This window comes from Photobacterium piscicola, assembly GCF_046058925.1.
GTDB classification, from domain to species: Bacteria; Pseudomonadota; Gammaproteobacteria; order Enterobacterales; family Vibrionaceae; genus Photobacterium; species Photobacterium piscicola.
The window spans coordinates 663,925-676,558 of the sequence record NZ_CP175534.1; the positions used below are offsets into that span (position 1 = coordinate 663,925).

The 12,634-nt window shown below is 40.2% G+C and carries 13 protein-coding genes; all 13 read left to right on the forward strand.

The genetic code is table 11. From position 1 onward, the window contains the following. The first annotated feature begins 9 nt into the window (after positions 1-9). The 13 genes from ACJZU6_RS03220 to ACJZU6_RS03280 all read left to right on the forward strand — a co-directional run bounded on the left by ACJZU6_RS03220 (position 10) and on the right by ACJZU6_RS03280 (position 12,439). Positions 10-1,479 (forward strand): PilN domain-containing protein, encoded by a 1,470-nt coding sequence (locus ACJZU6_RS03220; RefSeq protein WP_408900627.1) that lies wholly within the window; start codon positions 10-12, stop codon positions 1,477-1,479. Then, complete coding sequence (gene gspM, locus ACJZU6_RS03225; protein ID WP_408900628.1) at positions 1,480-2,118, forward strand: type II secretion system protein GspM; 639 nt, start codon at positions 1,480-1,482, stop codon at positions 2,116-2,118. Then, the gene (locus ACJZU6_RS03230) at positions 2,111-2,431 is read left to right on the forward strand and encodes an MSHA biogenesis protein MshK (RefSeq protein WP_408900629.1); all 321 of its coding nucleotides are present in this window, start codon (positions 2,111-2,113) and stop codon (positions 2,429-2,431) included. The genes gspM and ACJZU6_RS03230 overlap by 8 nt, the downstream gene beginning before the upstream one ends. 14 nt (positions 2,432-2,445) lie before the next feature. Then, positions 2,446-4,089, forward strand: coding sequence for a pilus (MSHA type) biogenesis protein MshL (gene mshL, locus ACJZU6_RS03235; protein ID WP_408900630.1), 1,644 nt, complete (start codon positions 2,446-2,448; stop codon positions 4,087-4,089). Positions 4,090-4,092: 3 nt separating this feature from the next. Then, complete coding sequence (locus ACJZU6_RS03240) at positions 4,093-4,941, forward strand: ExeA family protein (RefSeq protein ID WP_408900631.1); 849 nt, start codon at positions 4,093-4,095, stop codon at positions 4,939-4,941. After that, entirely contained in the window at positions 4,938-6,104 is a 1,167-nt protein-coding gene (locus ACJZU6_RS03245) for a tetratricopeptide repeat protein (protein ID WP_408900632.1), read from the forward strand. The genes ACJZU6_RS03240 and ACJZU6_RS03245 overlap by 4 nt, the downstream gene beginning before the upstream one ends. Positions 6,105-6,107: 3 nt before the next feature. Further along, positions 6,108-7,823 carry a GspE/PulE family protein gene (locus ACJZU6_RS03250; protein WP_408900633.1) on the forward strand — a complete coding sequence of 572 codons (1,716 nt, stop codon included), beginning with the start codon at positions 6,108-6,110 and terminating at the stop codon, positions 7,821-7,823. A gap of 7 nt (positions 7,824-7,830) precedes the next feature. After that, positions 7,831-9,051, forward strand: coding sequence for a type II secretion system F family protein (locus tag ACJZU6_RS03255; RefSeq protein ID WP_080158366.1), 1,221 nt, complete (start codon positions 7,831-7,833; stop codon positions 9,049-9,051). Between the two features lie 590 nt (positions 9,052-9,641). Then, complete coding sequence (locus ACJZU6_RS03260; RefSeq protein ID WP_408900634.1) at positions 9,642-10,115, forward strand: type II secretion system protein; 474 nt, start codon at positions 9,642-9,644, stop codon at positions 10,113-10,115. Between the two features lie 87 nt (positions 10,116-10,202). Then, positions 10,203-10,658: a type II secretion system protein gene (locus ACJZU6_RS03265; protein ID WP_408900635.1), complete on the forward strand. Its 456-nt coding sequence runs from the start codon at positions 10,203-10,205 to the stop codon at positions 10,656-10,658. Continuing rightward, a complete protein-coding gene (locus tag ACJZU6_RS03270) occupies positions 10,658-11,263 on the forward strand; it encodes a prepilin-type N-terminal cleavage/methylation domain-containing protein (RefSeq protein ID WP_408900636.1) in 606 nt (201 codons plus the stop codon). The genes ACJZU6_RS03265 and ACJZU6_RS03270 overlap by 1 nt, the downstream gene beginning before the upstream one ends. Then, positions 11,263-12,024 (forward strand): PilW family protein, encoded by a 762-nt coding sequence (locus ACJZU6_RS03275; RefSeq protein WP_408900637.1) that lies wholly within the window; start codon positions 11,263-11,265, stop codon positions 12,022-12,024. The genes ACJZU6_RS03270 and ACJZU6_RS03275 overlap by 1 nt, the downstream gene beginning before the upstream one ends. Further along, on the forward strand, positions 12,014-12,439 hold the full coding sequence (locus ACJZU6_RS03280) for a hypothetical protein (RefSeq protein WP_080158361.1): 426 nt from the start codon (positions 12,014-12,016) through the stop codon (positions 12,437-12,439). The genes ACJZU6_RS03275 and ACJZU6_RS03280 overlap by 11 nt, the downstream gene beginning before the upstream one ends. Positions 12,440-12,634 lie beyond the last annotated feature (195 nt).

A 12,634-nucleotide genomic window follows, 5' to 3' on the forward strand; every position in this document is an offset into this window, starting at 1 on the left:
ACTTTTATCATGATTCTGCGCGCTCTTGCTCCGTTTTTTTTACGTAAACCCTCCGCATTAAATGTTGCTCTTGCTCTATTTTCTGATGCGGTTGTTTTGGTTGCAGGGGATGGTAGCGATGTCATTATTGATTCGGTATCAATTGAAGCAGTGACTGAGTGGTCGAGCGCAATTGAAATACTGATTACTCGCCACCAATTGGCAGGCAGTCAAATCGCCATTATTTTAGGCCGTGGTTTATACCAAAGTTTATTGATTGATAAACCTAATTTAAGTGATGATGAATTAATTTTAGCTTTACCTTATTTGGTTAAAGATTTAGTCAATGAATCACCTGATGATATTGTTGCGGATGGGTTTGATAGTTTAAACAACGATCGGATTCAGGTTGTTGTTACTACACGCCAACAAGTGAATAAAATTGTCTTTGCGTGTCAATCTGTTGGTTGTGATGTCGGTTGCATGACGGTTGAAAGTGTTGTTTGGGGTGAATTTACAGCCCAACACTTAAGCCAATTAGTGGTGCATCGCTATGGTAATGGTGATTTACAATTAACTGCATTTAGTCAACAGAAACTCATTTTTCAACGTCAATTACGTGGCTTTGCTGTGCCTCTAGTGGCCGCTGTTGATTCAGATATCCAAGCATTACAACTTGATAGCCTAGCATTAGAACTACAACGTTCATTGGATTTTTTGAGCGCTCAACTGCGTGATAACCCGATCAGTCAGTTATTAATTAGTTGTGATAATGATGATAGTCAGCAATTAGCACTGGCGTTAAATGCGCGTTTAAATGTTATTGTGCAAGCGATTGAACCTCGATTATCTTTATTATCATCGACGGGAACTCGGATTGCTTGGGCAGGATTACAACAAGGTTTTTCGTCTTCAATTAATTTCTATTCACAACATCTGCAACCCAAACGTCAATGGTTAACACTTAATAATATGTTGCTTAGTTGGTTAACGCTGATATTTATTATTGGCTTAACGAGTGCTGTTTATAGTTTTAAATTACATCAATTAGCACCCACCTTTATCGCTAATAAGGCGCAACTAACGACAGTTCAACAGCAATTAATGTTAACTCAAAAACAAATTTTATTACATGTTGTTAGCCCCATAAAGCAGCAACATCTCAGTGCGTTAGAACAGGAAATTACGGCAAAACAAGCGACGTTAAAAGCGGTTGCGAATCATGATGTCAGTTTGATGGTTGGTTATGGTCAGGTATTAGTGCAATTGGCTGAAGCGGCTTCTAAGGATGTCGCTATTGAACGTATTTCAATTTCGGGTACAGCTATGGATTTACACGGTGTGGCTCGCTCGCCTGAGGCCGTGCCACGTTGGTTAGGGACATTTAATCGTTATTCGACCTTGGCTCAACGGCGATTTCAGTTACTTAATATTGGCCGAGATAAGGACAACCAAGTTACCTTCACCTTGCAAGCCCAACGTATACAAGGGGCGCTTTAGATGAAGATTATCTGGTGTGAATGGCAACAACGATTCAGTGGTTTATCTGCACGTGAACAATGGCTGATTGCAATTTCTGGTTGGATTGCAATTTTCTTCATTGGGGTGTTTATGGTGCTTGAACCACAATGGCTGCAATTGCAAAATCAGACCAATACTATTCGTGTTACGGCCAATAATATTATAACGGTTAAACATGATATTCAGCGTTTACAGCAAAAATTAACACAAAGCCCCAATAAAAAAATTGATAATCAAATCAATTTATTGACTAGTAAAAATGCGCAATTAGAACTGCAGTTACAACAGACGATAGGTCGATTAGTTTCACCCACTAAAATGCCGTATTTACTGGAACAAGTATTACGTCACAGTCATGGTTTGCGTTTACAAACGATGGTGTCATTACCTGCGATGCAACTGATGAATGGTAATGATCAAGGCTATTTTATTCATCCATTACGAATGACATTTGAAGGGAAATACTTTGATGTAATTCGTTATTTAACCCAGATTGAAGCGTTACCCGTGAAGTATTATTGGCGCAATTTAAACTATCAAGTAACACGATATCCATGGGCTAGTATTGAGCTAGAACTCTATACATTAGGTGAAAGTAAGGATTTTATTGGTGGGTAAATATACAGTAACAGGATGTGTTATCTGCTGTTTATTTTATGGGATAAAGGTACACGCGCAGCAAGATCCTACGGCACCATTATCATGGCCACAACAACGATCATCATCACTCCACTCGCGTTCGGCATTACCTCAATTACAAAGTGTTATTTGTGAGCCGCAATGTCGTGCCATTTTAAGTGGTCAAATAGTTGCGGTTGGCAGTTATATAACAGGCTATAGAGTCAGTCGAATTAATGACAGTTCAGTGATATTAACCCGCAATAAAAAACAGTGGCAATTGTCGCTATTTAGCACCGATATTAAGCAATGAAGGGATATAAAAATATGCAACGAATCATACTTGGTGTGGTTATCACTTCATTAATGGGGTGCTCTACCCAAATGGGGCACCAAGCTCCAGTTGCTATACAACAAACACTTAACCAAGCAGCTAATGATGCCGCCAGTCGACCACTGCTTGCATTACCTGACGCGGTCAATGCTGATTTAATGCCCGCACTCGATACCGATCAAGTGCTGCCTACGCATGCATTAGAAAAACGATTTCGAGTGAATGCCCGTAATGTCGATGCCAACGTATTCTTTTCGAGTTTAGTGCAAGGCACACCATTTAATATAGTGATCCATCCAAATGTTAGTGGCTTGATTAGCTTGCAGTTAAAAGATGTCACGTTAGATGAAGTGCTCAATGTTGTTGATGATGTTTATGGGTATAGCATTACCCGTAAAGGTAATATTATTCAGGTTTTTCCTGCCACACTGCGCACCGATATTATTGCTGTTGATTATTTACAGTTGCAGCGTCAAGGGGTGTCCTTAACCTCAATTACGACCGGTTCAATAGCAAATGAAAACAATACCAGCGTAGATGTTGACAATAATGATGCCATTTTAAATCAAGATCTCAGTACTACTACAGGTGGAACAACCATAAAAACCACCTCTGAAAGTGACTTTTGGCAACAGCTAGAAAAAGTTGTACGGGGTATGATTGGTCATGGTGATGGTCGAAATGTGATGGTCTCGCCACAGGCAGGCTTGATTTCTGTGCGTGCTTTTCCCAATGAATTACGTGAAGTAAAACAATTTTTGGGTATTTCACAACAACGTTTAATTCGACAAGTGGTACTTGAAGCCAAGATCATGGAAGTAACGTTGAATGACAGCTATCAGCAAGGAATTAATTGGCAGAATATCAGTCGCAGTATTGGCGGAACCAATATTGTGGTTGGTTCAACACCTATCATTGATGCCTCTGCCATTGCTGCATTACCGGGCGGTAATGCGGTTTCAAATCTGCTTGGTGGCCAAACCAATATTACGATCAGTGATGGTAACTTTACTTCAGTATTAAGTTTTCTTGAAACTCAGGGGGATCTTAATGTGCTATCAAGCCCACGAGTGACGGCGGCAAATAATCAAAAAGCGGTGATCAAAGTGGGTGGTGATGAATATTTTGTCACCAATGTATCTAGCAGTAATGTTTCTGGTGATAACAGCACTGCGGCACCTGATATTGAATTAACGCCCTTTTTCTCAGGGATTTCATTAGATGTCACCCCTCAAATAGATGATCAAGGTGGGGTGTTATTGCATGTTCATCCGGCGGTGGTTGATATTAAAAACGAGATCAAAGCGGTCGATCTTGGCGCTAAATTTGGGGTTTACCAACTACCATTAGCGAAAAGTACTATTCGTGAATCTGATTCAATTATTCATGCACGTAGTGGTGATGTGGTTGTGATTGGTGGCTTGATGAAAACCGCAATGACAGATCAAGTTTCAAAAGTACCACTATTAGGTGATATTCCAGTGGTGGGTAATTTGTTTCGTAACATTAATAAAGTGAAGCAAAAAACAGAATTAGTTATTTTATTGAAACCAACAGTTGTCAGCGATCAAACGTGGCAACAAGAGATTGAACGTTCACGTTCATTGGTTAATGAATGGTTTCCAGAAGATAAGTAACCTATGTATTTATCGCACTTTGGTCTTCATTCAGCGCCATTTTTACTTACCCCTAATACTGCTTTATTTCATGCTTTGCCGTCCCATTTAACAGCTATTGATACCCTATTAGCTGGGTTGGCAATGGGGGATGGAATAATGCAGTTATCCGGTGAGGTTGGGACGGGGAAAACTCTTATTTGTCGCATGCTAATCAATCGTCTGCCTTCACAATTTGATTTAGTGTATTTGCCAACGCCTGCTCAATGTGGAATGACGCTACAAGTAGCATTAGCCTCTGAATTAGGGCTTAAATTTGATGGTGATCGCCATCGACTAACGGTTGATATTCATGATCAATTGTTGCAGCGTAAAGCTAATGGTCATGCGGTGGTTGTCGTTATTGATGAAGCTCAAGCATTGACTGATGACGCATTAGAAATGATTCGTTTATTAGGCAACCTTGAGACTGAATTTGAAAAACTACTTCATATTGTATTAATTGGTCAGCCTGAATTAGATCAACGTTTAGCCCATCATCAACTACGTCAGCTACAACAAAGAATTACGTTACGAGCGACGTTATTACCATTAAATGAAGCTGAAGCTGTCGCTTATATTGAGCATCGATTGCTATTGTCTGGGCGTTGTACTGGGTTATTTTCCATCGCTCAAGCACGAGCGATTTGGTTTGCCAGTGGTGGTATTCCAAGGTTGATTAATCAATTAGCACACAAATCATTATTAGCGGCTTATAGTCAACAGCGTCATTCTCTTTGTCGACAAGATATTAATATAGCGATTACTGATACTGTTGCTGCACGTCAATCAAGTTGTATGTGGTGGCGCTGGTTAGGATGGAAATATTTATGAGTGAGCTAAACCGCCGTTTGAGTGCTTTGGCACAACAATCTCATGCAGAACCTAAGCAGCTACAGGCTGCAACGATCACACCGTTACCCAATAAGCGTGGTCGCTATGGTCGCGCTATTCTTTTAATGGCGGTCATTTTGTTATTTGCTGGTGGCACTATCTATTGGCAGCGATCCATCGTTACGCCAGTACTCCTTCCCTCTGTTTTCCCTGTCGCTACTGTACCTGTGGTATCGACTTTACCTATGCGACCAGTTCCAATAAAAAAACAAGTCTCGAATAAACCAGAGTTATCAATACCAGAACAGATATCACAAGAGGTGCCAATATCATCGTCGCCAATATTAACGAATGCTGAGTCAGCACTTTTGGCGACAATGCCCGTCGCTGAACCCGCTCTTGATGCTCTTGATATTAAACAAGAGCTCGCAAGTTCCTACGAACAAGGCTATGACAGCGGTTATCACCAAGCATTAGCCGAGCAACAAGTAACGATAAAGACAACGGTTTCTCCATCCTCAAAAGATGTAGCGGTAACGCCTAAGCGTAAAGTAAGTCGATTATCGATTGAAACGGTAGCATTAACCCCCGCACAACTGGCAATGGTTGAATATAACAAAGCTGAAAAAGTATTACGCCAAGCCAATAGTCGCCAAGCGATTGTGCATCTTGAAGCCGCGTTAAAGTATCGTCCTGAATGGGTTGTTGCTCGTCAAAAATTAGCCGCGTTATATTATGGACGTGGTGATAACCGTCAAGCTGTAGCAATGTTACAACAAGGGTTACAACGCCAACCTCACAATACTGAATTACGCTTAACTTTAGCCAAGCTATTGGTTAACGAGCAACAACCACAAGCGGCATTAACGGTATTAGAACAACCGCAACATGTTGATACAGTAGCTTTTTTGGCGATGCGAGCCGCTTTGGCTCAGCAGTTACAAAATACCGCTTTAGCGCTTAGTAGTTACCAACAATTAGTATTACATGATGCGGCGGATGGCCGCTGGTGGTTAGGGCTTGCGATTGCACAAGAACGAAGTCAGCAATTTATGGCAGCGTTGACCTCTTATCGTCAAGGCGCGGTACATGGTGGTCTTTCTGCAGCATCACAACAATTTATTCAGCAACGAATTATGGCATTACAAATAAAAAGGCGCTAACAGATGCAAATACGCTTACGTAAACGACTAGGTGATCTGTTGGTTGATGATCATATTATTGCGCAGCAACAACTGGACCAAGCTCTTCAACAGCAGCAACTTACGGGCCGTAAATTAGGTGATACCTTAATTGGTATGGGGTTCCTTAGCGAACAACAAATGTTGCAGTTTTTAGCACGACAGCTTGATATTCCGTTGGTCGATTTAACTCGGCTTGTTATTGATAGCGACGCCGTGAATTTATTATCAGAAGTGCATGCGCGACGTTTACGTGCGTTGGTGATTGGTCGTCGTGGTGATGTGTTACGTATCGCAATGAGTGATCCTGCCGATCTTGCTATGCAGGAAGCCTTACTTAACCAATTACAACAGTATCAGGTTGAGTTTGTTATTGTGCCTGAACGACAGTTAATTACGGCTTTTGATCGTTATTATCGCCGAACTAAAGAAATTGCGTCGTTTGCTGAGCAACTAAATGCTGAGCATCAAACTCAGACTCATTATGGGTTTGGATTTGATGATAGTGATAATGATGAAATGACAGTGGTTAAGCTGATCAATTCCTTATTTGAAGATGCCCTGCAAGTCGGGGCGTCAGATATTCATATTGAGCCAGATGAAGACGTACTTCGTATTCGGCAGCGGATCGATGGCATTTTGCATGAAACATTACTTAATGAAAATAGTGTTGCTGCGGCATTAGTATTACGGCTTAAGTTAATGAGTGGGCTGGATATATCAGAAAAACGATTACCTCAAGATGGACGTTTTAATATAAAAATTCGCGATCATTCGATTGATATTCGTCTCTCAACAATGCCGGTGCAATACGGTGAATCGGTAGTGATGCGATTACTTGATCAATCCGCTGGAATTCTCGATTTAGATCATATTGGTATGCCTGATGATCTTCTGTTACGGCTTCGGCGCCAGTTAAAGCGTCCGCATGGCATGATTTTAGTTACCGGGCCAACAGGATCAGGAAAAACGACGACCTTATACGGTGCGCTTAATGAGCTCAATAAACCGGGTAAAAAATTAATTACCGCAGAAGATCCGGTTGAATATCGGTTGTCGCGCGTTAATCAAGTACAAGTTAATAATAAAATTGGGCTGACTTTTTCTTCGATTTTACGAACTTTTTTACGCCAAGATCCTGATGTGATTTTAGTGGGTGAAATGCGTGATCAGGAAACCGTTGAAATTGGTTTACGTGCGGCATTAACAGGCCACTTAGTGCTTTCGACTTTACACACCAATAATGCGATTGATAGTGCATTGCGAATGATTGATATGCAGGCGCCAGGATACCTAGTTGCGAGTGCAGTAAGAGCCGTATTAGCACAACGCTTAGTACGCCGTGTATGTCCAGATTGTACACAAGAGGCAGTCTTGGAAAACGAGCAGAAAAGTTGGTTACAAGCGCGTGATTTTAATGAGCGATTACACCATTTTAACTTAGGTTTAGGTTGTCAAAGTTGTAACTTTACCGGTTATAAAGGTCGTGTTGGGGTATTTGAATTATTAGAATTTGACCAATCTATGATGGATGCATTACGCAATAATAATGCGGTTCTATTTAGTCAAATCGCACGACAAAGTGCTGGTTATAAGCCATTGGTTGAGTCAGCCTTAGCCTTAGCTTACGCGGGTATCACTAGCTTAGATGAAGTGATGACATTAGCGGAAGGGGATTTTTATGATGGCTATATTGGGTGATATATAAATGAAACGATTTAATTATCGTGGTCGTGGTGCTCAAGGGACGATTTTACGCGGACAGGTCGAAGCTTTAACTCAATCGGCGGCAACCGATCAATTATTACGCCAAGGAATTATCCCATTAGAAATTAAACTGGCAACACATCATCGTCCATCATTAACGTTTGATGGGTTATGGCAACGGCAGTTACCCATTGAAGTTCTGGTGATTTTCTGTCGCCAGCTCTATAGCTTAACCAAAGCTGGAGTACCATTGTTACGTGCATTTAAAGGCTTAGAGCAAAGTGCCAGTCATTTATTATTACGCTCAACTTTAGCTGATGTGACAACTGAACTGACCAATGGTCATTCGCTGTCTGCGGCAATGCAGCAACATCCACGGGTATTTTCTGATTTATTTGTGTCGATGATCCATGTTGGTGAAAATACAGGACGGTTAGATCAAACCCTATTGCAGTTGGCGAATTACTATCAACAAGAAATGGATACTCGGCGCCAGATTAAATCTGCAATTCGCTATCCGATGTTTGTTATGATTGCGATTGGGCTGGCAATGGTGGTGTTAAATACTCAAGTTATTCCCCAATTTGCCGGTATGTTTGCTCGGTTTGGGGTTGATTTACCTTGGCCGACTCAAGTATTAATATTGACCTCAAATCTGTTTGTTTATTATTGGCCATTGATGGTTATTGGCATTGGCGCAATGTGGGTTGGAATAAGGTTGTGGCGTAATACACCCCAAGGACAACGGCAATGGGATCTGTGGCGATTAAAAACGCCTATTATCGGAACTATTATTAACCGTGCTTTGATGGCTCGATTTTCTCGTACTTTTGCGCTAATGATGCGTGCTGGTGTTCCATTAAATCAAGCCTTAAAAATGGCCGCAGAAGCATTAGATAATCGCTTTTTAGAGCAGCGGTTATTAGACATGAAATTAGGCATTGAAAGTGGCAGTAGCATTGCAATAACCGCGGCTAATACTGATATTTTTACGCCATTAGTACTACAGATGATTGCCGTTGGTGAAGAGACTGGGCAAATTGACGAATTATTATTAGAAGCTGCTGATTTTTATGACCGTGAAGTTGATTATGACTTAGCGACGTTAACTGCCCGTATCGAACCGCTGTTATTAGTGGTGGTATCAGCCATGGTGTTATTACTTGCCCTTGGTATCTTTTTACCGATGTGGGGAATGTTAGATGTTGCTAATGCTGGATAATAGCGAATAAATAACAGCTTTTTAATATTGTTGTAATAATTGCTTGAATTATTATTTTGATAATTAATAAATATATTAACAGTTAATTTAGTTGATAGGGAAATTAACGTTCATTGGTATTCTGTAAAAGAATAATGGTTATATAAATTGGTATTATCACTTAGTTAGTTATTAATTTCTTACAAATAATAAATTGTAATATTTTATCTGGATGCGAAACTAATCGCGTATTTTAGTAATTATTTATATTACTATAAATAATTATAATTAATGCAGTTAAACACCCATTACTGATTGTGTTAGTTATTGTTATTTAGTTATTAATGTCCATTGAGTTGTTGTTTGTAAATATGATTTTTTTAGTAAAAAACCGCTATTGTTACCATTGGTGGTTATTTTCGACGGTCATTATTTTGATTGAGCATAATTTAATATTGGTCATTAGCTTCAATAACGAATGAAAATAAAACTATTTATTATATCGAATATTTAGTGCTTGAATGCAATTAATGTGATTGCAGGGCATTCATTTACTTACATACCGACTCAAGGTCGAGTTGAAGTGAATACACAGGGAAAAGGATGACATTATGAAACGTCAAAACGGTTTTACATTAATTGAACTCGTGGTTGTGATTGTTATTTTAGGTATTTTAGCCGTTACTGCGGCTCCTAAATTTTTGAACCTTCAAGATGATGCGCGTGCGTCTTCATTGCAAGGCTTAAAAGGTGCGATTGAAGGTGCAGCAGGTATTACTTACGGTAAGGCTGCTATTCAAGGTAAAGAAGCTGCAGTCTCAGGTTCTGTGGATAATATTGATATTGTTTATGGCTATCCGGCGGCAACATCGGCTGCATTGACTTCGGCAGTTACTGGTCTTGCAGAAGACTGGAAAGTTATAAAAATAACTACTGGTAATGGTGCTAGCATTGCTTATTCATATGAAAGTACAGCAGCTAATGCCACTCAGTGTGTTGTAACTTATACCCAAGCAACAAGTCCATCATCAGCGGCTTCTACAAAGGTTACATTTGGCTCAGGGTGTGATTCTTCAGCTAATTAATAACTAGCGCTCTGCGGAGCGCTATTTAATGATGTTATTTTTATTTGAAATAGCATCATTAAATACTATTGAGCAAAGGTTAACGCTGTGGCGCGACAACAAGGGTTCACCTTGATTGAATTGGTGATGGTGATTATTGTATTGGCGATTATTTCCGTTACCGCTGTCAGTCGCTATGCTTCTAAATCAAACTTTAGTGCTGAGTTAATGCGTGATCAAGCGATTACCATTGCGCGTCAAATTCAAATTAGCGCCATGCAGCAACAGCAATTAACATGCGCTACCTTAACTATTACCGAATCGTTATTTGGTTGTGCGACGCGAAAAAATAGCACTAATTATCTGATCGCGACTACAGAACAAATCACTATTCTTCCCAATTATATTTTGCGTTTTAACTTATTAGGTCAGCCCGTGAATATACAAGGTCAGCGTCAGTGTTTGGTGGGGGCTGAGTGTGAGATCACTTTTACGGCAACTAATAATAACCAAGCACAATTGTGTATTAACTCAGAAGGTTATATTCACAGTGGAGCGTGTTGATGAAACGTCATTGTGGCCAAGTTCAACGTGGATTTACACTGATTGAAATGATCATCACATTGGTTATTTTTGCTGTTGCGATGGTTGTTTTAAGCCGATTTTTATTTCCGCAAATTACTCTATCAGCCCAATCTCATTACCAAGCACGTGCAGCGGCACTTGCTAATGCAATGATGACGGAAATTTTATCGCGTAAATTTGATATAAATAGTGATGATAATGGTGAGCAGATCCGTTGTGATGATACTCAGGATTTGCAAGGAAAGGCGATTACAAACCCGTGTGTTTTAGATTTAAAACCTAATTATGAACGGCAGCAGTTTATTACGGTTGATGATTATATCGGTTGTTGGCAGGGAAAATCAGCAGTATGTGAGGACGGTAATGGCGTGGCGTTAAGTAATGCCGTTGGTGATTCAATTGCCGCCGATTACAGTCATTTTACGGTGACAATAGCTGTTTTTTACGATAGCAGCTTAACGAATACTCCTGACTCTCTGTCGGCTATTGCGGCTACTCCGCATAATTATAAGCGTATTAATATGGTGGTTGATAGTGGTCGTTATGGGCGTTATCAGTTTGCTGCTTATCGAGGTAATTATTAATGTTATTAGGGCGATCGCAAGGATTTACCTTAATTGAATTAGTGATGGTGATAGTGGTGATGAGCATTATCACGCTGGGTATTGGCCGCTTTGTGAGTTTGGGTACTGAAGGTTATTTACACACTCGTGATCGTGAACAATTACAATCTCAAGCGCGATTTGCCGTTGAACGTTTAACGCGAGAATTACGTAATGCCGTCCCCAATAGTCTGCAACTTACTGCTAATGGACGATGCTTATCGTTTAGGCCCATTCAATACAGTGGTGATTATAGTAATCCAACCTTAACTGACATTACTACCATTACCGCTTTTATGACACAGACAACAGCTCCCCAATTTCAAGTGGGAATGATGGTGACTATTAACCCACATAAATGGCTCGATTTTGAATCAGGTAGTGAGCAGATTGCTACGGTAACCGCGATAAATAAAGGAACAGCGGCTAATCAATGGTTATTTGAACTTGATGGGCAATATCGTTTTGCGAGTGGTTCATTGGCATCACGTTTTTATACTTATATTCAAACTGTACGCTTTTGTATTGAAAATAATAGCCTAACACGCACTACGATTGACAACGTTGGTACTGAATCAGCAGCCATTGTGTTAGCTCAATATATTGATGGGAGCTTGTCTTTATTTGAATTGGATCATGCCGCCCTTGCACGCAGTGCCTTAGTTGCGTGGCAATTTACCTTTATTCGTAATGGTGAATCGAGCCGCTATAACCATACTGTACAGGTGATGAATGCGCCGTAAATCTTCTGTTTCATTAATCTCACAATCTGGTAGTGCTTTGGTTGTCGCAATTTTTATTATTACAGTCATGTCGATGATGGCTGCTGCGATGATCAAAATAAATGCATCTCAAGTCGTTACAACAACGCAAGAAGTATTGGGCACTCGCGCATGGTTCGTTGCGCATAGCGGTATTGAAATTAGCTTAAATGCCTTATTTCCGATTGGAAATCCTCAGCAAATGTTGGCTTGTGAGGATGTACCGACTCAAATTTCGTTGGTAGATTTTGATGGCTGTAAGGTTGCTATTGAGTGTGATGAGTATGGCGCAGAGACAACTCGTCGTATTCAATTACGCAGTATCGGTCGCTGTGGTAGTGGTCAATATCAAGTTGTTCGCCAGCAACAAGTATGGGTTAAAGGACTAGCGCGATGACACTTATTTCAAAACTTATAATTTGGCTATGGGCTGCTTTATTCGCAACTTTTGCAGTGAACGCTACAGCATCAAATCAGACGAACTATTGTGAATATTTTCCGCAAGTTGCACAGTCGCATTCAAAAACAAAATTAGATGGTCAATTAATAAGGATGGGGTTTCAATATCCCTATTTTAAATCTGAAAATAATA

What these genes read in the sequence shown, in the direction of transcription:
- ACJZU6_RS03220 (WP_408900627.1), top strand. Translation starts at nt 10, where the DNA reads ATGATTCTGCGCGCTCTTGCTCCGTTTTTTTTACGTAAACCCTCCGCA.
- gspM (WP_408900628.1), top strand. Translation starts at nt 1,480, where the DNA reads ATGAAGATTATCTGGTGTGAATGGCAACAACGATTCAGTGGTTTATCT.
- mshL (WP_408900630.1), top strand. Translation starts at nt 2,446, where the DNA reads ATGCAACGAATCATACTTGGTGTGGTTATCACTTCATTAATGGGGTGC.
- ACJZU6_RS03240 (WP_408900631.1), top strand. Translation starts at nt 4,093, where the DNA reads ATGTATTTATCGCACTTTGGTCTTCATTCAGCGCCATTTTTACTTACC.
- ACJZU6_RS03245 (WP_408900632.1), top strand. Translation starts at nt 4,938, where the DNA reads ATGAGTGAGCTAAACCGCCGTTTGAGTGCTTTGGCACAACAATCTCAT.
- ACJZU6_RS03250 (WP_408900633.1), top strand. Translation starts at nt 6,108, where the DNA reads ATGCAAATACGCTTACGTAAACGACTAGGTGATCTGTTGGTTGATGAT.
- ACJZU6_RS03255 (WP_080158366.1), top strand. Translation starts at nt 7,831, where the DNA reads ATGAAACGATTTAATTATCGTGGTCGTGGTGCTCAAGGGACGATTTTA.
- ACJZU6_RS03260 (WP_408900634.1), top strand. Translation starts at nt 9,642, where the DNA reads ATGAAACGTCAAAACGGTTTTACATTAATTGAACTCGTGGTTGTGATT.
- ACJZU6_RS03270 (WP_408900636.1), top strand. Translation starts at nt 10,658, where the DNA reads ATGAAACGTCATTGTGGCCAAGTTCAACGTGGATTTACACTGATTGAA.
- ACJZU6_RS03275 (WP_408900637.1), top strand. Translation starts at nt 11,263, where the DNA reads ATGTTATTAGGGCGATCGCAAGGATTTACCTTAATTGAATTAGTGATG.
- ACJZU6_RS03280 (WP_080158361.1), top strand. Translation starts at nt 12,014, where the DNA reads ATGCGCCGTAAATCTTCTGTTTCATTAATCTCACAATCTGGTAGTGCT.